20 protein-coding genes are annotated in these 23089 nt (G+C 66.0%); 11 read left to right on the plus strand and 9 right to left on the minus strand.

What is annotated here, in order from left to right; genetic code table 11:
• Positions 1-494: 494 nt before the first annotated feature.
• On the plus strand, positions 495-854 hold the full coding sequence (locus tag DOL89_RS25130; protein ID WP_162937752.1) for a UrcA family protein: 360 nt from the start codon (positions 495-497) through the stop codon (positions 852-854).
• A 365-nt stretch (positions 855-1219) separates the two neighbouring features.
• Complete coding sequence (locus DOL89_RS21035) at positions 1220-2173, plus strand: homocysteine S-methyltransferase family protein (protein ID WP_119681280.1); 954 nt, start codon at positions 1220-1222, stop codon at positions 2171-2173.
• 71 nt (positions 2174-2244) lie between these two features.
• Here DOL89_RS21035 and DOL89_RS21040 read toward each other — a convergent pair whose 3' ends face one another.
• The 3 genes from DOL89_RS21040 to DOL89_RS21050 all read right to left on the minus strand — a co-directional run bounded on the left by DOL89_RS21040 (position 2245) and on the right by DOL89_RS21050 (position 7331).
• On the minus strand, positions 2245-4587 hold the full coding sequence (locus DOL89_RS21040) for a TonB-dependent receptor (RefSeq protein WP_119681281.1): 2343 nt from the start codon (positions 4585-4587) through the stop codon (positions 2245-2247).
• Between the two features lie 224 nt (positions 4588-4811).
• Positions 4812-5945 carry a LacI family DNA-binding transcriptional regulator gene (locus tag DOL89_RS21045; RefSeq protein ID WP_119681282.1) on the minus strand — a complete coding sequence of 378 codons (1134 nt, stop codon included), beginning with the start codon at positions 5943-5945 and terminating at the stop codon, positions 4812-4814.
• A 51-nt stretch (positions 5946-5996) separates the two neighbouring features.
• The gene (locus DOL89_RS21050) at positions 5997-7331 is read right to left on the minus strand and encodes a GH1 family beta-glucosidase (RefSeq protein ID WP_119681283.1); all 1335 of its coding nucleotides are present in this window, start codon (positions 7329-7331) and stop codon (positions 5997-5999) included.
• Between the two features lie 307 nt (positions 7332-7638).
• Here DOL89_RS21050 and DOL89_RS21055 point away from each other — a divergent pair, with 307 nt between their 5' ends.
• The 6 genes from DOL89_RS21055 (at position 7639) to DOL89_RS21080 (ending at position 12557) form a co-directional block, all read left to right on the plus strand.
• Positions 7639-8787, plus strand: coding sequence for an ABC transporter substrate-binding protein (locus DOL89_RS21055; protein ID WP_162937753.1), 1149 nt, complete (start codon positions 7639-7641; stop codon positions 8785-8787).
• A gap of 56 nt (positions 8788-8843) precedes the next feature.
• Complete coding sequence (locus DOL89_RS21060; RefSeq protein WP_119681285.1) at positions 8844-9740, plus strand: carbohydrate ABC transporter permease; 897 nt, start codon at positions 8844-8846, stop codon at positions 9738-9740.
• Positions 9737-10585, plus strand: coding sequence for a carbohydrate ABC transporter permease (locus DOL89_RS21065; RefSeq protein WP_119681286.1), 849 nt, complete (start codon positions 9737-9739; stop codon positions 10583-10585). Before DOL89_RS21060 ends, DOL89_RS21065 begins: the two co-directional genes overlap by 4 nt.
• Before the next feature lie 6 nt (positions 10586-10591).
• A complete protein-coding gene (locus DOL89_RS21070; protein WP_119681287.1) occupies positions 10592-11677 on the plus strand; it encodes an ABC transporter ATP-binding protein in 1086 nt (361 codons plus the stop codon).
• A gap of 8 nt (positions 11678-11685) precedes the next feature.
• Positions 11686-12192 carry a gluconokinase gene (locus tag DOL89_RS21075; protein ID WP_119681288.1) on the plus strand — a complete coding sequence of 169 codons (507 nt, stop codon included), beginning with the start codon at positions 11686-11688 and terminating at the stop codon, positions 12190-12192.
• An 80-nt stretch (positions 12193-12272) separates the two neighbouring features.
• On the plus strand, positions 12273-12557 hold the full coding sequence (locus DOL89_RS21080; RefSeq protein WP_162937601.1) for a hypothetical protein: 285 nt from the start codon (positions 12273-12275) through the stop codon (positions 12555-12557).
• Here DOL89_RS21080 and DOL89_RS21085 read toward each other — a convergent pair.
• The 6 genes from DOL89_RS21085 to betI form a co-directional block, all read right to left on the minus strand.
• Positions 12554-14596: a sensor histidine kinase gene (locus tag DOL89_RS21085; protein ID WP_119681290.1), complete on the minus strand. Its 2043-nt coding sequence runs from the start codon at positions 14594-14596 to the stop codon at positions 12554-12556. The two genes, DOL89_RS21080 and DOL89_RS21085, sit on opposite strands and share 4 nt — an antisense overlap.
• A 320-nt stretch (positions 14597-14916) precedes the next feature.
• Positions 14917-15180, minus strand: coding sequence for a DUF1127 domain-containing protein (locus DOL89_RS21090; protein ID WP_119681291.1), 264 nt, complete (start codon positions 15178-15180; stop codon positions 14917-14919).
• Positions 15181-15483: 303 nt separating this feature from the next.
• Entirely contained in the window at positions 15484-15813 is a 330-nt protein-coding gene (locus tag DOL89_RS21095) for a DMT family transporter (protein WP_119681396.1), read from the minus strand.
• Between the two features lie 14 nt (positions 15814-15827).
• The gene (betA, locus tag DOL89_RS21100; protein ID WP_119681292.1) at positions 15828-17555 is read right to left on the minus strand and encodes a choline dehydrogenase; all 1728 of its coding nucleotides are present in this window, start codon (positions 17553-17555) and stop codon (positions 15828-15830) included.
• A 54-nt stretch (positions 17556-17609) separates the two neighbouring features.
• Positions 17610-19067, minus strand: coding sequence for a betaine-aldehyde dehydrogenase (gene betB, locus DOL89_RS21105; RefSeq protein ID WP_404813508.1), 1458 nt, complete (start codon positions 19065-19067; stop codon positions 17610-17612).
• A 60-nt stretch (positions 19068-19127) separates the two neighbouring features.
• Positions 19128-19721: a choline-binding transcriptional repressor BetI gene (gene betI, locus DOL89_RS25685; RefSeq protein ID WP_225890005.1), complete on the minus strand. Its 594-nt coding sequence runs from the start codon at positions 19719-19721 to the stop codon at positions 19128-19130.
• Between the two features lie 237 nt (positions 19722-19958).
• Between betI and DOL89_RS21110 the strand changes: the two genes are divergently transcribed.
• The 3 genes from DOL89_RS21110 to choV all read left to right on the plus strand — a co-directional run bounded on the left by DOL89_RS21110 (position 19959) and on the right by choV (position 23078).
• A complete protein-coding gene (locus DOL89_RS21110; protein WP_119681293.1) occupies positions 19959-20918 on the plus strand; it encodes a choline ABC transporter substrate-binding protein in 960 nt (319 codons plus the stop codon).
• 79 nt (positions 20919-20997) lie between these two features.
• Complete coding sequence (gene choW / locus DOL89_RS21115) at positions 20998-21852, plus strand: choline ABC transporter permease subunit (RefSeq protein WP_119681294.1); 855 nt, start codon at positions 20998-21000, stop codon at positions 21850-21852.
• Positions 21849-23078, plus strand: a complete 1230-nt coding sequence (gene choV / locus DOL89_RS21120; protein WP_119681295.1) for a choline ABC transporter ATP-binding protein — start codon at positions 21849-21851, stop codon at positions 23076-23078. The genes choW and choV overlap by 4 nt, the downstream gene beginning before the upstream one ends.
• Positions 23079-23089 lie beyond the last annotated feature (11 nt).

Raw genomic sequence — 23089 nt, forward strand, 5'->3', positions numbered from 1 at the left:
GCGTATAAAATTTTATGGAATTATTTCGGAGATCGTCGTTTGGTGTTTCTACCCGCCCGGTTTGAAGGCTCGGGCATTCGGGCGCGCCCCGCCCTTTGGCTTTTGTCCACGGAAAAAGCACATACTCGGCGTCCTAGTCGGAGGTATCTGCGCGCTGCCCTAGGGCCGGTATGTCAGCTGGAATGTATCCTCCTGCTGATCTGTCGCAGTGGCAGCCAGCGGCACTGCTGCGCAATCTAGTTGCGACTGTTAACCGTTTTTTGCAATCCAGTTACAATATGACGTTTGATGTCCGGCCATGTCGGGCGCTTAATCGATTTCGGGACGAGAGTGGAAACCCGCCTCTCCTGGCAGGTCTCTTTCACCTGCTTTGCTTCACCCTGGTGCGGAGTGGAGCTGCTTGGCTCCTCCGCGAGGACCAGACCATGACGATTCATGCAAACCAGTCCCGCCCGCCGCATGCGACCTGGCGAGCAATCGGTGCATGCGCGACAGTGGTTCTCCTGCTGGTACAAAGCAATGCCGCGATGTCCAAGCCGATGCGCGAGGTCATAATCATCGCGGATCAGGAATATGAGAATGCGGAAGGCTTCCGCCGGACTGTCCGTTTCAAGGACCTCGACCTTAACTCGCCTGACGGTATCCGCATGCTGAACAGGCGCGTTTGGGCAACCGCGCGCAGCGGCTGCAACCGTCTCTATCGGTCCGAAGGCACGATGAGTTCTTTCCATGAGCGTAATGCCTGTACCCGCATCGCCGTTGCGGACGCGAAGCCGCAGATCGAGCGGGTGACCCGGCTCGCCATGGCTGGGGACCCTGCTTCCACCCAGGTCGCTGTTGTCGGCAGCAGGTGATGCCCGGCTTTTCACGCCGTGAGCTGGATTGCACGGAATGCGGGCCGTGTCTCTAAATCAGGCGCAACGGGGGCTCCCTGACCGAGGCGAGCCCCCTAGACCGGTCGTTCCACTTTCGTAACAACTGAAACCCGGCGATTGCCGGACGTACATACGGCGAAAACATAAGGCGTGCATGGTCCTCTGAAGCGCGACGTGAGCCGTCGCCGGAGGAGACATACGCTGCCGCGGAAAGCCATGGGTTCGGCCCCGCTCCCGGCGCCAGTTCCCGACGTCCGCTCCTGTCCGCCAGTCCGGGGGCGCTGCAACCCCCGCCGGACACTTTGAGACGACCGGATAGAACCCAGTTCCCAGGAGGAACCCCCATGGCGAAGTACAGGAGCCGGCTTCCCCAGCTCGGCGACAAGCTTTTCCTTACGGATGCGGGCATCGAGACCACGCTGATCTTTCACGAGGGCTTTGATCTTCCCTACTTTGCAGCCTTCGACCTGCTCAACACCGGGCAGGGTCGCGAAGCGCTGCAGCGCTACTTCAGACAGCATGCTGGAATTGCGGTGCGGAACGGAGCCGGCTTTATCCTGGAAAGCGCGACTTGGCGGGCCAGCCCGGACTGGGGCCTCAAGCTTGGCTACACGCCGGAAAGGCTGGCGGAGATCAATCGGCAGGCGGTCAGGATGCTTATTGACCTCCGGCGCGAAATGGAAACGCCTGCCAGCCCCATGGTGGTCAGCGGCTGCGTCGGCCCGCGGGGCGACGGTTACGATCCCAAGGCCGTAATGACGGCGGAAGAGGCGGAGGCGTATCATGCCTTCCAGATCGGAATATTCGCTGACGCGAATGCCGATCAGGTCACGGCTATCACCATGACCAATGTCGGTGAGGCTGTTGGAGTGACGCGGGCGGCACAGGCGGCCGGCATGCCCGTCGCCATCTCCTTCACGCTGGAAACGGACGGCCGGCTACCGACCGGCCAGTCGCTGAAGGACGCGGTGGAGCAGGTCGATGCGGCGACCGGCGGCGCGCCGGTCTACTACATGATCAACTGCGCCCATCCCAGCCACTTCCAGGACGTGCTGGAGGCTGCTGCCTGGATGCGTCGGGTTCGCGGCCTTCGTGCCAATGCGTCCAAGCGAAGCCATGCCGAATTGGACTCGGCCCCTGACCTGGACGATGGCGACCCGGTGGAGCTGGGCGCCGATTATGCGCGCCTGCGTAGCGACTTTCCCTGGATCAATGTGCTGGGCGGCTGTTGCGGCACCGATCACCGCCACATCGAGCGGATCTGCGGCGCCTGCGTGGAAGAAGCCCGGGTGGCGTGACGGATTGGCAGGTGCCAGTACCCGCCCGCGGGCGGCTGGGTATTCCAGCCGCCCGCAAGGCCGGGTATCGGTCAGAAGCGGTAGGCCGCGCGCACGCCCCAGGTGCGCGGCGCGTCGTAGAAGGCCCGCGCCACGCCCGGGAAGCCCGGCACGGCCCCGGTCGATGCCGGCTGCTGTCCGCGGATATCGACGTTATTCTTCACGTCCTCATCCTCCACGTTGAGGACGAAGACTTCCACCGTCCAATCCTCGGGCGATTCATAGCGCAGCGAAAGGTCGGTGCGGGTGTAATCGTCCTGGCGGTCGCTCGGCCGGTTGAAGTCCGTCAGATACATGGCGGTCTGGTACTTGGACTGGATGCGCGGCACGATCTGGCCGCCATTGGGTAGCGTGAAATAATGCTCATAGACGGCGGTGATAGAGAATTCCGGCGCGAAGGGAAGTTTGTTGCCCTCGAGGTTCGTGACCCCGTTGGGATTTCCCGGCGTGAAGATATTGGTGTCGACAGTCAGGAACTCGTCATACTCGGCGTTCAGGTAGGCCGCGGCGATCTGCAGGCGGTCGGAGTCCGTGATCTGCCAGGAAGCCTCGCTTTCGATGCCGTAGATCGTGGCCTTGGTCGCGTTCTCGGTCACCAGCTGCTGGATGCCGTTGTCGCCGATCACCGTGCGGGCGCGCAGGATGTCGCTGTAATCGGAATAGAAGGCCACATTGTTCAGGGTCATGGCCCCGTCCAGAAGAGTAAACTTGGCGCCGACCTCATAGTTTGTCACGGTTTCCGGATCGGCGAAGGAGCCGCCATCCTGGATGACGCCGGATTTGAAGCCGGTGTTGGCCATGGCATAGAGCAGCACGTCGGGATTCAGATCGTGCTCGATACGGGCCATCCAGGTGAGCTTGGACCATTTCTTGTTGGCATCGTTCCGGGCCGTCACCACGCACAGGTTCGGAATTTCGCTGGTGGGAATGCCGATGACGTTGATGCCGCCCTGGGCCGGCGTAGAGTTGTTCTGGTTGCAGACATAGTTCCGGCCGCCGGTATCCTTCTTCCGGTCGCGGGTGTAGCGGAGACCGCCGGTCAGCCGCCATTCCTGCGTCACATGCCAAGTGTTCTGGGTGAAGAGGGCGTAGGAGGACAGGTCGCGGTCTGGCTGGATGAAGGTCTGGGCATCGCGCCGGTCGTTCGGGTCCAGCGCGCCGGGAACGGAGCCGGCATCGTCAAAGAAGTCGATATCGAACCGGATATCGTTCTCCTCCTCATAGTAGAAGGCCCCGATCAGCCAGTCGACCACCTCGGCATCGATGGACTTCAACTGAATTTCATGCTGGAAGCTGTCGAACACGCCGCGCTGGAAGCGGCGCTCCTCCCCGAAGGACGGAGTTACCGGCGGGTTCGGCAGGGCGCGCAGGCTGGGGTGCAGGGCATAGCCGACATCGTTGTCGTTGACGTTCTCCCGCGTCATGTGCGCGTAGCCGAACAGGTAGCTGAGGCCCACCCAGTCCGTCGGCTCGTAATCGGCCCGGAACCGGATGGAGTCATTGACCTGATCCAGGATGCCGGGGCTGTCGATGATGGCGGAGCGGAGATCATGGCCAGGGATGGGATCGACATTCACCGGCACGGTGCCGGCGCCCTGGTCGGAGAAGCGCTCACCCGCCAGATGCAGGGACAGATTTTCCATCGGCGTCCAGAGGACGCTGATGCGGGCGGAGTAGCGATCCGAGTTGTCGTACTTGTCCGCGCCCGGCGGCACCTGGGACCCCGGGGCGAAATCGATGAAGCCCTCCCGCTGCTCCATATAGCCGGCGGCGCGGATCGCCAGATTGTCCGTGATGGGCAGGTTCAGATGCCCCTTCATGCGGAAGAGATCGTAATTGCCGGCCGTGAGATCGATGGAGCCCGACTGATCGCTCGGATCGGGTTTGGCCGTGACGACATTGACCACACCGGCATTGGCGTTGCGCCCGAACAGGGTGCCCTGCGGGCCGCGCAGAACTTCCACCCGCTCCACATCGTACAGAAGGGCGGTGGCACCCTGCGGGCGGGGCGAGTAGACCCCGTCCACATGGAAGGCCACGGCGGGGTCGCCGACCTCCGACCGGTTGGTGGAGACTATGCCGCGGATCGCCACGTCCACCGCGGCCTGGTTGGAGCTCTGGCCGATCTGCAGGCCCGGCACCAGCGACACGATGCTGCGGAGATCGGTGACCTGCTGGCGGTCGAGGCCCTGCTGGCTGAAGGCGGTGACGGCGACCGGCGTGTCCTGGAGCGAGGCCGCGCGCTTCTCCGCCGTGACGATGATCTCCTCCATCATGGAGGGCGGACCCGGCGGGGCCGTCTGCGCCTGCGCGAGGCCGGCGAGGAGCGGCAGGGCGGTCGCGGCAAGCAGGCCGGTTCGGATATGCGTTCTCATTTGTTTCCTCCCTCTTTATTCGGTTCCTGCGGACATGCCGCGGGCCTTGCTGCGCGCCGGCGGGCCCGCAGATGTCGTAAAGCTGACCGCAGAGCGGCGTTCGGCGCCGGCTGGCGCCGACCCGTTGCCTTGCGTGCTATGCGCTTGGAGCCCTGGGACCGATATCCGGCCGCGGAGCCATTGGCGCCCCACCTCCAGGGCGCGGTTCGGTCAGGTGGTCACTGTCATCCGGTACCCTCCCCCTTGGTCCCGCCGTCGGCGCCGGGGGCAGCCGCAGAGGGAGCGGTGGCTGCGGCGAAGCTGGCCTTCGCCGCGGCCTGGGCCCTGAGGTCCAGGCGGAACTGTTGCAGATCCTCGATGCGCTGATAGGGCAGCACCGTCTGCAGCTCGGCTGCCGGGGTGCCCTTCAGTTGTGCAAGCAGGTGATGGGCCAGCACCTCGCCGTCCCGGCGCTGCGGCTGGTAGTAGTAGGTGACGCCGCGCTCCACCGGCATGCGGAAGGGCATGCCGCCGAAGCCGACGATGCGCAGCCCGTCGCGGCCGGGGTCGATGCCGCGTTCCAGCGCCGCCTCCATGGCGCCGAACATGGAAAGCTGGTTGGCGCAGACGATGGCCGTCACCGAACCGTCCCGCGCCAGCAGCTCGCCCACCGCACCCTGGCTGGCCCAGACCGACAGGTCGGAGCCGATCAGCAGCGACTTGTCCCAGGGAAGCCCGGCCTCCGCCAAGGCGCGCTGGTAGCCGCGCAGGCGCAGCCCGGTATAGGTCAGGCCGCCGGCAGGGTTGTAGAGCGCGATGCGCTTGTGCCCCTCCGCCGCCAGCCGGGTCACGGCGTCGAACACCCCGCCTTCGTCGTCATGGTCGACATAGGCGTGCGGCGTCTGCAGCTCGGTGCGGCCGAAGCTGACGAAGGGGAACTTGAACTCCAGGCAGAAGCGCACCCGGTCGTCCAGCGGCGTCGTGCGGGAGAAGACCAGCGCGTCGGCCAGGCGCTGCTGGAACACCCGGCGCACCGGGTCGAGCGGCGTCTGCCCCGCCGTCTGGGCCAGGACGATGAGGTTGTACATCTCCCCCTCCAGCCCGGCGGAGAGGCTTTCCACCTGGGCCAGGAAGCCGGCGTCGCCGTAATCGGCCACTTCGGGGGCGAAGAAGATCGAGCAGACCTTCATGGTGCGGCCGGTGCGCAGATAGACCCCGCCGGCATCGGGCAGATAGCCCAGCTCGGCCGCCGCCTCCTTCACCCGCTGCACCGTGTCCGGCTTGACCTCAGGCCCGTCCTTCAGCGCCCGGGACACTGTCGTCACCGACAGGCCGAGATGCTCCGCCAAGGTCTTGAGGTTGATCCGTTGCATGTGCATGGGAGGGGCCGCCTTCACATCTCCAGTCAGGACCCGGCAGTAAACCGGCAATCAGCCCGAGGGCAAGGCGTTGTTGGCGATGACCTGCTGCATGAAGCGGTAGGAGGCCTTGGGCGTGCGCTTCTGGGTCTGGAAATCCACATGGACCAACCCGAAGCGCTTGGCATAGCCGCGCGCCCACTCGAAATTGTCCAGCAGCGACCAGGGCATGAAGCTCCTCACATCGGCGCCGGCCGCGATGGCCCGTCCCATGCCGGTCAGGTAGTCGCGGTAATAGGCGATGCGGTCCTGGTCGTCCACGCGGCCGTCCGGGCCGGCGACATCGATGAAGGCGCCGCCATTCTCCGTCACATGGACCGGCGGGTTGCCGTATTCGTCCTTGAGGATCATCAGCACTTCGCGGAAGGCATCGCCGTCGATGGCCCAGCCCATTTCCGTCCGGCGCATGTATTTTGGCGGCTCGGCGAAGCGGAACGGCCAGGAGGCCGGTTCTTCGCTGGGCAGCAGATATGTCGGGAAATAATGGTTCACGCCCAGGAAATCGACCGGCCGGTTGATCTCCTCCATATCGCCGGGGCGGATATGTTCGGCCATGCGGTCGAGCACGGAATCCGGGTAGCGGCCTTTGTAGACCGGATCGAGGAAGACGCCGTTCCACTTGTCCTCGTAAAGCCGGATCAGGTGGGCGTCGCGCTCCTGGAACTGCGGCAGGGTCCGACCCTTGTGGACAGGCAGCACAAAGCCGATGCCCTTGCCGGGGCTGAGGTCGCGCAGCACGGCCACCGCCCTGCCATGGGAGAGGTTGATGTGGTGGGCGGCGCGGGCGGCCGCGCGGGGATCGGTCAGGCCGGGGGCGTGCCGCCCCTCCTCATGCCCGACCCAGGCGGACACGCTGGGCTCGTTGAAGGTCACCCAGTTCTCCACCCGGTCGGCAAGCCGGCCGGCCATCAGCGCCGCATAGTCGGCGAACCAGCCGGCACTGTCGCGGTTGGTCCAACCGCCACGATCCTGCAAGGCCTGCGGCAGATCCCAATGGTACAGGCAGGGCCAGGGCTTCAGCCCCCGCTCCAGCATCCCGTCCACGAGCCGGTCGTAGAAGTCCAGCCCCTTGGGATTGGTGGCGCCCACCCCCTCCGGCAGGACCCGGCCCCACATGATGGAGAAGCGGTAGATCCTGGCGCCCAGACCCGCGATCAGGTCCAGGTCCTCCGCCCAGCGGTGATAGTGGTCGCAGGCGACCCGGCCGGTGTCGCCATTGGCGACCTTTCCCGGCGCGGCGCAGTAGGTGTCCCAGATGCTAGCGCCGCGGCCATCATCGTCCGCCCCACCCTCGATCTGGAAGCTGGAGGTGGAAACCCCCCACTGGAAGCCATCCGGAAACCGCATCGCCCTTCTCACCCCCGCAAGGCACAGCCGATGCCCCCATCCGGAGCACCGATGCCAAAACCGTAACGTTACGATTTCTGCCTGTCGAGAGGTTTCTTTCGGAGATATCCGGCTGAATGCTGGTTGACAGCAATCGAGGAGGGCACATACTGGCTGCGAATCGTAACGTTTCGGATTGTGCACCGCAATGTACGCCCCGACCCTTCATCGGCGTCTCCGCGCAATTTCAGGGATGACAGCGCTGATTTGCTGCCTCCATGGGATTGCTGCAGCGCAACCGTCTGCGGAGCGGCCGCGGGTGGAGGTGATGCACTGGCTGACATCCGGCGGCGAATCCGCGGCCCTGGAAGTAGTCCGCGATGCCTTCACCGCCCGGGGCGGCGATTGGCGGGATGCGCCGGTCCCCGGCGGCTCGGCCGCCCGCTCCGCCGCCATCAACCGGATCCTGGGCGGCAAGCCGCCGGGCGTCTTCCTGTTCTCGCTGGGCTCCCAGCTTGACGAGTTGGCGGGGGAGGAGCTGGTGGCGCCGGTTCCAGGCGATGTGGCGGAATGGGAATCCGCCCTGCCCCCGATCATCGCCAAGGCGTCCCGCCACGACGGGCGGTTCGTGGCAGCACCCATGAACATCCACGGCGAGAACTGGATGTTCTACAACGCGGCCGTCCTGCGCAACGCCGGCGTGGAGGTGCCGCGCACCTGGCCGGAGTTCCTGGCCGCGGCGGAAAGGCTGAAAGCCATGGGAAAAATCCCCATCGCCCTGGGCGGCCAGCCCTGGCAGGAGCGGATCCTGTTCAACGCCGTGCTGCTCGGCATCGGCGGGCGCGACTTCTATACGCGCATCTACGGCCAGCTCGACCGTGAGGCGATGCGATCCGAAACGATGCTGGAAATCTTCCGCACCGTGGCGAAACTGCGCGACCATGTGGACGAGGGCAGCCCCGGCCGGCGCTGGAACCAGGCGACCTCGATGCTGATGCGCGGGGAGGCGGCGTTCCAGTTCATGGGCGACTGGGCCAAGGGCGACATCACCGCCGCCGGCTTCCAGCCGGGGGAGGAGATCGGCTGCGCCTTCGCCCCGGCGGAGGAGCTGGCCTATATCATGGTGGTGGATGCCTGGGCCTTCACGCGGAGCCGCGATCCCGCCGTCGATGCCGGACAGCGCCTGTTCGTGGAGGTCGCCATGGACAAGCAGGTGCAGGCGGAGCTGAACCGGCGCAAGGGCTCCATCCCCGTGCGCGCCGACATTCCGGTGGAGGGGTTCGATCCCTGCTCCCGCCATGCGATGGAGGTGATCCGCGACCCGGCCACCCATCTGGTCAGCACCGGCCTGTTCGGGCTTCCGGGCGGTGTCTCCGGGGCCATCGATGATGCCATCTCGCACTTCTGGAACGACCGCCGCCTGACGCCCGAGGAGGGCCAGGCCCTGTTCGAGAGCACCGTTCTGGCCTTCAACTGAACTCTTACCCACAACCAACAGGCCGGCGAACGGCCGACGCATGCAGGGAGGAAGATATGGGACACCCAAATGCGCCGCGATGGCGCCTGCCCCGCGGCGCGGCGCCGGCGCTGGCCCTGGTGCCCGCCACGGCCATCACCTTCGTCTGCTTCTACCTGTTCATCGGCTGGACCTTCGCCATCTCGCTCACCGGGTCGCGGCTGCTGCCGTCCTGGGACTTCGTGGGGCTGGAGCAGTACCGCCGCCTGTTCGCCAGCACCCGCTGGTGGGTGGCGATGGAGAACCTGGTGGTCTATGGCGGGCTGTTCGTCGGCGGCTGCATCCTGCTGGGCTATCTGCTGGCGATCCTGATCGACCGCGGCGTCCGGGCGGAAGGCGTGTTCCGCACCGTCTTCATGCTGCCGCTGTCCATGTCCTTCATCGTCACCGGCATCATCTGGCAATGGATGCTGAACCCCGGTCTCGGCATCCAGCAGGCGGTGCGCGGGCTGGGCTGGGAGGAGTTCGCCTTCAACTGGCTGGTCCGGGCCGACCGCTCCATCTACACCGTGGCCATCGCCGGCATCTGGCAGCAGGTCGGCCTCAGCATGGCCCTGTTCCTGGCCGGGCTGCGCGGCATCGATCCCAACATCTGGAAGGCCACGCGGGTCGACGGCATTCCGACCTGGCGGGTCTATTGGGACATCATCACCCCGATGCTGCGCGCCACCTTCTTCACCACCACCATCCTGCTCTTCTCCCTGGCGGTGAAGTCCTTCGATCTGGTGGTGGCCCTGACCGGCGGCGGGCCGGGCTTCTCCTCCGACCTGCCGGCGCGCTTCGTGATGGAGCACATCCTGACCAGGCAGGAGCTGGGGCTGGGCGCTGCCGGCGCCTTCATGATGCTGTGCACCATCGCGGCCGCCGTCGCTCCCTATCTCTATCTCCAGATCCGGCAGGGGAGGAACGCATGAACCGGATGCGCCGCGGCGCTCTCCATCTGCTGCTGGGCACGGCGGCGCTGACCGTTCTGTTCCCGCTGCTGGTGATGCTCTCCACCTCCCTGAAGCCGCTGGAGGAGATCAACAACGGCTCCCTCTTCGCCCTGCCGCGGGAGCCCACGCTGGCGGCTTGGCAGCGGGCCTGGGGCGAGGTCTGCATCAGCGGCGACTGCAGCGGCCTGTCCGTCTGGTTCGCCAATTCCTTCGCCATCGTGCTGCCGGCCCTGTTCGGCTCGCTGGCGCTGGGCGCCATCACCGGCTACGCGCTCAGCCTGCGCAGCTCGCGCTATGCCGACCTGCTGTTCGCGGCGCTGCTGATCGGGCTGTTCATCCCGCCGCAGGTGACGCTCTATCCCATGATCGTGCTGGTGCGCGAGCTGGGGCTGTTCGGCAGCCTGGGCGGGCTGATCTTCGTGCACATGGTCTGGGGTCTGGCCTTCGTGACCCTGCTGTTCCGCAATTTCTTCCTGTCGGTTCCGCGCGACCTGCTGAAGTCCGCCAGGATCGACGGGGCGGGCTTCCTACCCACCTTCTGGTACATCATGCTGCCCCTGTCGCTGCCGGTCTGCGCCGTGGCGCTGGTGCTGCAGTTCACCTACATCTGGAACGACTTCCTGCTGGGCCTGACCTTCGCCGGGCTGGGCCGCCAGCCGGTGACCGTGGCCCTGAACACCCTGGCCGGGTCGCAGTTCGGGCCGCAGGAATACAACGTCAACATGGCCGCCACCATGATCGCGGCCCTGCCCACCATCCTGGTCTATTTCCTGTCCGGACGGCTGTTCGTGCGCGGGATCGCGGCCGGCGCCGTGAAGGGATAAGAAGCCATGCAACAGGTCCGTCTGAACAACATCCGCAAGTGCTACGGCAGCGCCGCCATCCTGGAGAGCATCTCCCTGGACATCGAGCCGGGCGAGTTCCTGGTGCTGCTGGGGCCGTCCGGCTGCGGCAAGTCCACCTTGCTGAACATCGTGGCGGGGCTGGAGGCGGCCAGCGGCGGCACCATCCACTTCGGCGACCGCGACGTCACCGGCCTGGAACCGGATGAGCGGGACATCGCCATGGTGTTCCAGTCCTACGCGCTTTACCCCACCATGTCGGTGCGCCGGAACATCGGCTTCGGCCTGAAGATGCGTGGAGAGCCGGCCGCAATGGTGGAGCGGCGGGTGCAGGAGGTTGCCGGCCTGCTCCAGATCAGCCACCTGCTGGACCGCAAGCCGTCCCAGCTTTCCGGCGGGCAGCAGCAGCGCGTCGCCATCGGCCGCGCCCTGGTGCGCCAGCCGTCGGTGTTCCTGCTGGATGAGCCCTTGTCCAACCTGGACGCCAAGCTGCGCGCCGACATGCGGGTGGAGCTGAAGCGCCTACATGGCGAAAGCCGCCGCACGACCCTGTACGTGACCCACGACCAGGTGGAGGCGATGACCCTGGCCAGCCGCATCGTCGTACTGGAGAAGGGCCGCATCCAGCAATGCGACCGGCCGGAGGTGGTCTATGCCCGCCCGGCTAACCGCTTTGTGGCCTCCTTCGTCGGCGCGCCCACCATGAACTTCGTCGAGGGCAGGCTGGAAGCGGCGGGCGACGGCGCCGGCCTGCGGGTCGAGGATCTGCTGATCCCCCTGCCCGGCCTCAAGGCCGGGGCCGGGGTGCAGGCCGGGCACAGCGTGGTTCTGGGCTTCCGGCCGGAGCATGCCAGCATCGCAGCTGCCGGTGCGCCCGCCACGGTTCCCGGCCGGGTGCTGATGTCGGAGCCGACAGGGCCGGATCTCTATGTCCTGGTAGCGCTGGCGCAGCAGCAGATCACCATGCGCGTGGCCCCCGGCACAGACCTTTCCATGCACGGCCCCGTCCCGCTCCAGCTCGACGGAGCCGCGGTCAGCCTGTTCTGCCCGCGCGACGGGCATCGCCTGAACTGAGGTGCGGCATGAAGGGTCCAGCATCCATCCTGGTCATGGGCGTCTGCGGCTGCGGCAAGTCCAGTGTCGGCGCGGCCTTGTCGGAGGCACTCGGCATGCCGTTCCTGGAGGCCGACGGCCTGCACCCGCCGGAGAATGTCGCCCGCATGGCGGCCGGCATTCCCCTGACGGATGAGGACCGGCGCGGCTGGCTGGACAGCATCGCCCAGCGCCTCCAGGACGCCGGCGTGCGTGGCGCGGGGCTGGTGGTGGCCTGCTCCGCCCTGAAGCGCGCCTATCGCGACCGGCTGCGGATGGCAGCACCCGACCTGCGCATCGTGCATCTGGTCGGATCGGAAAGCCTGCTGCGATCGCGGATGTCCCTGCGCGAGGGGCACTTCATGCCGGTGACCCTGCTGGAAAGCCAGCTCGCCACGCTAGAGCCGCCGGACAGGGCCGAGAACGCCATCGCCTGCGACATCGGCCAGCCGGTGGACGCCATCGTCGACCACGCGCTTCGGCATCTGCTGGCCTGACATCTTCGAGCCTTGGGCGGATGCCGGCGGCACTGCCCGGAATGTCCCGAGAAACGGAGGGGTCTGGAATGGAATGGCGGATGATCATCGTGGAACGCACCCTGTTCCACCAGTTGAAGAGCCACCTTCCCGCGATCACCAAGGACTGCCTGCGGGAGACGTACGGCATCAGCGAATCCACTTGGCGCCGGCTGAGGGATGGCAGGCCGATCCGCCTTTCCACCTATGGCCGCCTGATGAAATCCTTCGAGCGCCGCCGGCAGGAGGTTCATGCCTGCGGATATCAGGCTGCGTCCGTCACTGCCCTGGCGCGTGTCCAGCCGCGTGCCGCCGGTCATTACAGCGACTGCGACCCGCGCCGCTAATTCCGATCCGGCGCTGGTTGGGGGGCTTGGGCGTTCGCTTCGCCCCACCAGGCGACCTGGTCCGCAGGCAGGCTCCAGATGCATTGCAGGCCGCCGGGCATCCAGTCGAAGGCGACTTCACCGCCGAGCTGGCGGGCGCTCGTGTGAAGCAGCGTCGTCCCGAAACCTTGGCGGGCGGGTGCGGCGGCAATGGCGGGGCCGCCTTGTTCCAGCCATGTGACTTCAAGTCGCCGGCTGCGGCTGTTCAAGATCCACGAAACCTGAAGCCGTCCACCGGCAACGGACATGGCGCCGTATTTCGCCGCATTGGTCGCGAGTTCGTGCGCCATCATGGAGATGGGCTGGGCCGCATCCGGCAGGACTATGACCGGTGGTCCGTCCAGAGCCACCCGATGGGAGCCGTCCCGCGGGTCCGCCAGATAGGGAGCGAACTCCTGCTCCAACAGCTCGCGCAGGCCGACACCGGTCCAGCGGCTGTTCGCCAGCAGCGTATGGGCGCGTGCGAGCGCCGAAATGCGGCTCTCGACGGCGGCGGCGAATTTTCCGGGATCGTCCGCCGGGGTCAGCCGGACCAGCGCCTGTACGACGGCCAGGACGTTCTTGGCGCGGTGATCCACCTCCCGGATCAGAAGCCGCTCACGCTCCTGCGCCTCCCGCCGATCCGTGACATCCATATCGATACCGATGAGCCGGACGGGCCGGCCCTCCCCATCGCGCACCACTTCAGCACGCGAGACGATCCAACGCGTCTTTCCATCTCCGCCCAGAAGGCGAACCTCGATGTCGAAGGGCTGCTCGCCCGCCAGCGCCGCTCGCCCCGCCTGCGCGGCGACGGCCAGGTCGTCGGGATGGATCATCGCCCGCACCTCATCGAGGCTGAGCCTCCCGTCCCGTGGCTCCAGGCCGCACAGCAGGTACATGCTGTCCGACCACCACATGCTCCCGCTGGCGAGGTCCAGGTCCCACTGCCCTACGCGCCCGGCCTGATGTGCAAGCCGCAGGCGGTCCTGGCTTTCGCGGAGTGCTGCGGCCGAGGTGGCCAGCGCCTTTCCGACATGCTCCACCTCCCGCGGGCCGGGCGGCGCTGGAGGAAGGGTCTCGCCACTGCCCATCGCCCGCGCCATTTCCGCAAGGCGCTCAATGGGGACTGTGATCCTCCGGGACACGCGTGATGCGGCGAAAGCCCCGATACCAGCGATCAGCATCCAGGTGGCGACAGCGCCTGCAAGCGACCATTGCAGGTCGCGCTGCAGGATGGCCCGCGGCACCGAGATCACCACGCTCCAGTTCGAGAGGTCCGACCGGCTGAAGACGGTGAAGGCCGGAACGCCGGCCAGGGTGACCGCCTCTCCGGCACCTTCCGATCCGGCCTCCATCAGGGCGCGCAGAGCGTCGCCAGGACCGGAGCCGAGGAAGCGTTCCGGTTCCGGTTGGCGCACGATATGCACCTTGTACTGGTCGAACACCGAAACGGTCCAGTTCTCCGGCAGCGCATGGCTGTGGATCAGGTCCTGGAAGAGTCGGAGCGGAAGGGAGAGCGTCAGGTCGTAGACCGGCTCGCCGTTCCGGAACACCGGAACCTCGACGCCCAGCGTCGGGCGGCCCGTTCCCGCCGCGATGAAAAGTCCCGACACATAGGGCTGTCCCGCCGAAAAAACATGCTCCACCGGGTCCATGCTGCCGCGCCGCGGCAACGGGCTCTCCGGTTCCAGATTGGTATTCAGCAGCTGCTGGCCGGAAGCATCGGACAGGATGATGGAACTGCCCTGCGGCTGGATGGTGAGAAAGCGCTCCGCCTGTTCGCGGAAGGACGACAGATCCCCCGCCTCAAGCGCGCGTGAGAAGGCGAGCGCCTGCACGCTCTTCATGCGCCCGTCCAGTTCGCGGTCGAGTGCGAAGCGCAGGGCGCGGGCGGTTTCGAGCGTCTGTTGCTGCGCCCGCTCCACCGCCCTGCCATAGGCCTGCACCTCGCGCGCGATGGTCAGCAGCAGGATCGGCACCGTGCAAGCGAGCACCAGCAGCCAGAGATATGTCCGCACGGCCGGACGTCCGCGGCGCTGTCCAGTAGAGGCAATTCGGAGCAAGAGGTCTCCCGGTCTGAGGCTGTGAGCGGCAAGGCGCTCATCAAGCGACCTTCATTACCGCCGCCTGCACCCGGGTCAATCCGCTATTGCATCATTTCGCCTGTGGAACCGCTTGCGCGCCGGCTTTTCCCCGCAATATCCACGCCCCGCCAGGACATCGTCGGCAGCAGCCATGCCGCCCGATGTGACCACCACTACGGAAGCACGGGTGCTCAACATGGCAGGCCGCAGGGCCGATCGGAGCTTACCGCCCCGAACCGGCCCGGCCCTTCAACTTATCTGGCGCTGCCATTGTCCTGGTCGACGAGGGCATAGCGGGGGATATCCCGCCGCTGAATGCCGAGACGGCTGAGTTGGACATCGCTCAGCTGGCTCAAAGCCCGGCAGCGCTGGTTGTATTCCCACCGCGCCGCAACGCGGCGGAGGTGCGCACCCAGCCGGGAGACAAGCGCGTGCAGCCGGTGGTTCTGCGTCGCGCTGCGGCCAGCACCGTTCAGGTTGCAGGCAATTCTACTGTTCGTCAGATCGATGTTCGTCATGGTACCGCTCTCATCAGCGTAAGGCGGCGTCTCTCTCCCGGTTCCATGGCCGCTTTGCTGCATTGCAGCATCTGGTTATGATGCCATGGCTCCTGCACTGATATATAGCGCGGGTGCCGGTTTTGACAAAGCCGCGAACTCTTTTGGAGCAGTGGGTTTTGCGCATGGTTGCTGCGCTGCAATGTAATGAGCGGGAGGCTATGCGCCTGCCGACCTGCGCTAGGCGGAACGCGGTTGATTGAGGGCAGTGCCTGCAATCGATGCAGGGGCGGAGCCGTAGGGGCTACCGCCGCCCGCTACGGTTCAGTGTCCGCCCGTCCTGGACAGGAAATTGAGCACCAGCATGCCCGTGATGATCAGCCCGATGCCGACCGCGCCCGCGGCATCGATCCTCTCGCCATACAGCACAATGCCAGCCAGAGCGGCCAGAACTATGCCCAACCCCGACCAGACGGCGTAGACGAAGCCGAGGCCCAATGTGCGCAGGCACAGGGCAAGCAGGTAGAAGGCGATGCCATAGCCGATCACCACGACGATGCTGGGCAGCGGCCGGGTGAAACCATCCGTCGCCTTCAAGGCGCTGGTGGCGATCACTTCGGCCAGTACCGCAAGGGCAAGAAGCACATAGGGCATGCTGGCGCGGCCGGTCACAGGGCGTCGGCGTGGACCGGAGCCGGCCGCCGCCGCCCCAGTTCTTCAGACGCCCCGCCGGGTCGCTGGGCCTGCCGCCAGTCATCCGGCACATGGTAGGGCGCCTGTGAGGGCGGCAAGGCGGCGCGGCCACGGATCATGTCCGCTGCCTTCTCGGCGATCATGATAGTGGGCGCGTTCAGATTGCCCGATACGATGGATGGCATGATGGAGCTGTCCACCACCCGCAGCCCTTCCAGCCCGATCACCCGGCACTCCCCATCCACGACGGACTGCGCGTCCGAGCCCATCTTGCAGGAGCAGGAGGGATGGTAGGCGCTTTCGCAATGCTGGGCGATCCAGGCGTCGATCTCCGCATCCGTACGCACCTCCGGCCCCGGCGCCAGTTCCGCGCCGCGGAAGGGATCGAAGGCAGGCTGTGCGAAAATCTCCCGCGTCAGCCGCACAGCGGCCCGCATCTCCTCCCAATCCTCCGGGTGGCTCATATAGCGGGGATCGATGATCGGATGCTGGCGCGGGTCGTTGTTCTTCAGCCGCAGGAACCCCGTGCTCCTGGACCGCATCGGCCCGACATGGGCCTGATAGCCGTGCCGATCGGACGGGTTGCGGCCGTCATAGCGCACCGCCATGGGCAGGAAGTGGTACTGCAGGTCGGGATGCTTGATCCCGGTCCGCGACCGGATGAAGCCCCCGGCTTCGAAATGGTTGGTGGCGCCCAGGCCGCGCTTCAGCAGGTACCATTCCAGCCCGATCCGGATCTTGGCCAGCGGGCTCAGCGCGCCGTAGAGCGTGATGGGCTGCAGGGATTCCTGCTGCACATAGATCTCCAGATGATCCTGGAGATTTTTGCCCACGCCGGGCAGATGATGGACGGGATCGACGCCTGCCGCCCGCAGTTCGTCGGCATCGCCGATGCCGGACAGCATCAGGAGTTGGGGCGAGTTGATCGGCCCGCCGGACAGGATCAGCTCACGCTCCGCACGAACCTTGGTCACCTGCCCGCGCCGGCCCACCCATTCCACGCTGCGGGCCTGTCGGCCCTCCAGCAGAATGCGGGTGGTCATGGCGCCCGTCTGGACAGTCAGGTTCGGCCGCTTCTGCGCCGGGCGCAGATAGGCCATGGCGGTGGACCAACGGCGGCCACCGGACACCGTCATATCCATGCTGCCGAAGCCTTCCTGCCGATATCCGTTCTGGTCCTCGGTCAGCGGATATCCCGCCTGGACCCCGGCTTCGATGAAGGCGCGGTAAAGCGGGTTCCGGCAGCGGCCGGTGGAGACATGCAGCGGCCCCTCTCCGCCATGATAGGCGTCCGCCCCCTTGTCGCGGCTCTCCGCTTTGCGGAAATAGGGCAGCACATGGGCATAGTCCCAGTGCGCCAGCGCCGGATCGGCGGCCCAGCGCTCATAATCCAGCGCATGTCCCCGCACATAGGCCATCCCGTTGATGGAGGAGGAGCCGCCAAGTACGCGGCCGCGCGGCCAGTGCATCCGGCGACCGCCGAGGGTCTCCTGCGGAACGGTGTGATAGTCCCAGTTGTAGGTGCGGGACTGCATCGGGTAGCTCAGCGCGCTGGGCATATGCAGGCGCCAGTCCCACCAGTGATCGCGCGGGCCGGCTTCCAGCAGGAGGACCTTCACCTCCGGGTCCTCGGTCAGGCGGTTGGCAAGCACGCAGCCGGCCGAGCCGGCGCCGACGATCACATAATCATATGTATCGGTCATCGTTCTCGATTCGTCATCTGCGGGTGGCCGGCCGGCGGGCCGGCCGGCATCGGCTCAGTACGGGCAGTCCACATCGCCAAGCGCGACATGGACGCTCTTGAGCTGGGTGTAGTGTTCGATGGCGGCGTGCCCGTTCTCCCGGCCCAGGCCGGACTGCTTGTAGCCGCCGAAGGGCATCTCAATGGGCGTCAGATTATAGCTGTTGATCCAGCAGGTGCCGGCCTCCAGCCGGGCAACGACGCGGTGGCCGCGGCTGAGATCGCGGGTGAAGACGCCGGCCGCCAGCCCGAAGGGCGTGTCGTTTGCGCGGGCGATCACCTCCTGCTCATCATCGAAGGGCAGCACGGTCATCACGGGTCCGAAAATCTCCTCCCGCACGATGCTCATCTCATCCGTGCAGTCAGCGAAGATGGTGGGGGCGACGAACCAGCCGCGGGCGCAGTCGCCATCGGTGACGCGGTGCCCGCCGGCCACCAGTCGGGCCCCTTCGGCGCGGCCCTTGGCGATGTAGCCCAGCACCTTCTCCATATGCTCCCTGGAGATCAGCGGGCCGACATGGGTGTCGGGGCGCAGCGGATCGCCGATCACCATGCGGGCGGTGCGGGTCGCGAGCTTCTCCAGGAAAGCATCCATCACGCTTCGATGCACGAAGACGCGGGTGCCGTTGGAGCAGACCTCGCCCTGGCTGTAGAAGTTGCCCAGCATGGCGCCGCCGACGGCATTATCCAGATTGGCGTCGTCGAAGACGATCAGCGGCGACTTGCCGCCCAGCTCCATGGTGACGTGCTTTAGCGTGGATGCCGCATCGGCCATCACCGCCTTGCCGGTGCCGACCTCCCCGGTCAGGGACACCTTGGCGATGCCGGGATGGCGGGTCAAAGCGCGGCCGGTCTCGGCGAAGCCCTGCACCACATTGAAGACGCCCGCCGGCAGCCCGGCTTCGGCATAGATCTCCGCCAGCTTCATGGCCGACAAGGGCGTCATCTCGGCCGGCTTGAAGATCATGGCGTTGCCGCAGGCCAGGGCCGGTGCCGATTTCCAGCAGGCGATCTGGATGGGATAGTTCCAGGCCCCGATGCCGGCGCAGATGCCCAACGGCTCCCGGCTTGTATAGGCGAAAGCCTTGGGGCCCAGCGGGATATGCTGGCCGGTCAGGGTAGCGGCCATGCCGCCGTAATATTCCAGGCAGTCCGCGCCGGAGGTGACATCGACCACGCTGGTTTCCTGGATCGGGCGGCCGGTATCCAGGGCTTCCAGCCGGGCCAGCTCCTCATTGCGCTCGCGCAAGAGCTGGGCTGCGCGCAGCAGGATGCGCCCGCGTTCGGCGCCGGTCATGGCCGACCAGACGGCAAATCCCTCGCGCGCCGCGGCGACGGCGCGCTCAATATCCTCTGCACCGGCGATCTGAATGCGGGCAAGAAGCTCACCCGTGGCGGGGTTGTGGGTGTCGAAGGTCGTGCCGGAGACAGCATCGACAGCCTGGCCGCCGATGAAGAGCTTCTGCGCGTCCATAATCATCCTGTACTTCGTTCCGATCCAGAAAGTTCAATGCCATCGGGCACGATGGCCCGGTCAGCCCACGCCCAGCGCCGCCAGATGCAGCCGCAGGCTTCCCAGCACGGTGCGGCGGGCGCGCACGGTGTCCAGCCCGGTTCCGGACAGGGCCGAACGCATCCAGATGCCGTCGATCAGTCCGCCGGTCAGCTCTGCCAACTCTTCCCGGCTCTCCGGCGGAAGCCCCAGCCGGCCCAACTCGCGCCGCAGGTTGGAATGCAACCGCAGCCGGTAGGTGCGTTGCAGCCGGGCCAGCCCGGGGTGGTGCGGCACCTGGGCCCAGAAGGCGAGCCAGGCCGCCACCACCTGCGGCGTGCACTGGGTTTCATCGAAACTGGCGGAGACGATGGCCGAGATGCGGTCCATCGGCTCCGTCCGCTCCTGCAAACCCTTGACGACCAGACGCTGAAAGTCGGTGAGCAGCGACCGCATGGTCGCTTCCAGCAACTCATCCTTTCCACCAAAATAATGCGTAATGATTCCAGGGGACAAGCCAGCCCTGGCCGCAATTCTGGCCATGGTCGTCTCATCATATCCATATGCGTGGATCGCCTCGATAGTCGCGCTGATCAACTGGCGTCTACGGATTGGCTGTAAGCCGACTTTGGGCATTCCGGCACTCTGCCACGAGTTGGGACATTTATGGTTGACAGCTCCAGCCTGTCTTTTTTTAATTGAACAGTCAATCAAGAAACGCCGCAGCAATGATCCCTTCCGGGCTCTGGCCTGTTTCGAGGGATGGACGGAGTTGTGGTGAACAGGACGGCGCCCCTTGCTGGGATGTGCCGCACGGTGGAATGTTGGCTCCCGGGGCCCTGTCCGCCGCGCTGTTGAAGGAGAAGAAGAACGATGAAGAATGCTGCAAGCCGACGCGCCCTCCTCGCCGGCTGTCTGGCCGCGGCTGCCGCCACTGGCGCGCTGCCGGCCGCTGCCGCCGACGACCAAGCCTGCCGGACGGTGACTTTCTCCGATATCGGCTGGACCGATATCACCGCCACAACGGCCGTCGCGTCCGTGGTGCTGGAGGCGCTGAACTATCAGCCGGAGACGGAGCTGCTGTCGGTTCCGGTGACCTATGCCAGCATGAAGAACGGCGATGTGGACGTCTTCCTTGGCAACTGGATGCCGACCATGGAAGGCGATGTCCGGCCCTATCTGGAGGACGGCTCGGTGGAAACGCTGGGCGCCAATCTGACCGGGGCCAAGTACACGTTGGCGGTTCCGCGCTATGTGGCGGAAGGCGGGCTCACTACCTTCCAGGACATCTCGAAGTTCGAGGATGAGCTGGACGGCAGGATTTACGGTATCGAGCCGGGGAACGACGGCAACCGCCTGATCCAGGAGATGATCCAGAAGGACATGTTCGGCCTGGGCGACTTCGAACTGGTGGAGAGCTCGGAACAGGGCATGCTGGCGCAGGTATCCCGCTCGGCCCGCCGCAAGCAATGGGTCGTCTTCCTGGGCTGGGCGCCGCATCCGATGAACGCCCGCCACGATCTGATGTATCTGGATGGCGGCGATGAGGTATTCGGCCCTGATTTCGGCGGGGCCGAAGTCCATACCAACGTGCGCAAGGGATTCCGCGAGGAATGCCCCAATGCGGGGCGCTTCGTGGACAATCTCGAATTCACGCTGGACATGGAGAACGAGATCATGGGCGCCATCCTCGACGACGGCGTCGAGCCCACCAAGGCTGCGGAGGCCTGGCTGAAGCGTCATCCCGAGGTGGCGTTGTCCTGGCTGGACGGCGTCACCACCTTCGAGGGTGGCGACGCGGCAGCGGCGGTGAAGCAGAAGTTGGGTGATTGATGCGTTTCTTGAATAATAGCCGCTTGGCGACGGCGCCTGCCCATGAGCGTTCCCCTCTTCCGGCTCCGGGAGCGGGCGCATGACAGATCCCATTGCCTGGCTCGCCGAGCACAAGATTCCGCTGGGCCGCTGGATGGGCGATGCGGTGGACTGGCTTAACGAGCACGCGGCCTTCGTCTTCTACGCCATCTCCGACGGGCTGGGCTTCGTCATCAACGGGCTGACGGACCTGCTGCTCTGGACCAATCCGCTGGCGGCCATCGCCATTTTAGCGGCGCTGGCCTGGTTGCTGCACCGGTCCTGGCGGCTGGTGGCGCTGATCGTGCCGGCCTGCCTGCTGATCGTAAATCTGGGCTACTGGGAGGCGACGATGGAAACGTTGTCCCTGGTACTGTTCGCGACCACAATCTGCATGCTGGTCGGGACTCCGCTTGGCATCGCGGCGGCGCACCGGCCATGGCTGTATCAGGTTCTCCGCCCCATGCTGGACCTGACACAGACTGTTCCAACCTTTGTGTACCTGATCCCCACCCTGATCCTGTTCGGGCTGGGGGTCGTGCCGGGGCTTATCTCCACGGTGATCTTCGCCATCGCGGCCCCCGTCCGCCTGACCTATCTGGGCGTGACCTCGACGCCCAAGGCCTTGCTGGAAGCGGGTGAGAGCTTCGGCGCGTCGCGCAGCCAGCTTCTGTGGAAGATCGAGCTGCCGCACGCCATGCCCACCATCATGGCCGGGCTGACCCAGTGCATCATGCTCTCCCTGTCGATGGTGGTGATCGCCGCACTGGTGGGCGCCGGCGGGCTGGGCAAGCCTGTGGTCCGGGCCTTGAACACGGTGAACATCAGCATGGGATTCGAAGCGGGACTGGCTATCGTGCTGCTGGCCATCATCATGGACCGCATCTGCAAGCAACCCGAACGGAGACGTCCATGACCAAGCCGTCCACCGCCTGCCCTGCCGAATCCGGCACGGCCGTTGCGTTTCGCAATGTCGATGTCCTGTTCGGGAACCACCCGGCCGAGGCGCTCCGCCTGCTCGATCAGGGGCTGGACCGCGCGGCGATCCAGGAGCGTACCGGTCAGGTGGTCGGCGTCGCGGGCGCCACGCTGGACATCCGGGAAGGCGAGATCTGCGTGCTGATGGGCCTGTCCGGCTCCGGCAAGTCCACGCTGCTGCGCTGCGTGAACGGGCTGAACCGCCCGAGCCGGGGCCAGGTGCTGGTTACCGCCAACGGGCGGACCACCGATGTGTCGTCCTGCCGGCCCGCGGAACTCAAGCAGCTCCGCAGCCACGGCATCGCCATGGTGTTCCAGCAGTTCGCCCTGCTGCCCTGGCGGACCGTGGCCGAAAATGTCGGCTTCGGCCTGGAGCTCCAGGGCATGCCCAAGCACAAGCGCGACATCATCGTTGCGGAGCGGCTGGCCATGGTCGGGCTGGAGGCCTGGAAGGACGCCTACGCCCATGAGCTGTCCGGCGGCATGCAGCAGCGGGTGGGTCTGGCCCGCGCCTTTGCAATGGATGCGCCCATCCTGCTGATGGATGAGCCCTTCTCCGCGCTTGACCCGCTGATCCGCAGCAAGTTGCAGGACGAGTTGCTGGACCTGCAGAAGCAACTCAAGAAGACCATCATCTTCGTCAGCCACGACCTGGATGAGGCGATGAAGATCGGCAGCCGCATCGCCATCATGGAAAGCGGCCGCATCGTCCAGACTGGCACGCCCGAGGAGATCGCGCTGAACCCGGTCAATGCCTATGTGCAGGAATTCGTCGCGCACATGAACCCGGTCAATGTGCTGCGCGGCGCCTCCATCATGACGCCGCTGGACGCGCTGAAGCAGTTGAAGAACGGCACGCTTGTGGCGGAGACCGAGACACGGACCACCGTGCAGCTTGATCCGGACGGAGCGCCGCACATCGCCTCCATGGAAGGCCGGGCACCGGTTCCGATTGTGGAATATGCCGGCCCGGAGCAGCTCGAAGACCTGCCGGAACGGGCCGTGGTGGCCGCCCCAGTGGACATCACCATGCGCGAGGCCATTCAGATCCGCAACCAGACCGGCGCACCCATCGTCATGCAGGAAGACGGCAAGGCCGTTGGCGTGATCGGTAACAAGGAGCTGTACGGCACCCTGCTCGGAAGCGCACCGGGCGAAAAATAACGCCACTCCGG

The organism is Indioceanicola profundi, assembly GCF_003568845.1.
GTDB lineage: Bacteria > Pseudomonadota > Alphaproteobacteria > Azospirillales > Azospirillaceae > Indioceanicola > Indioceanicola profundi.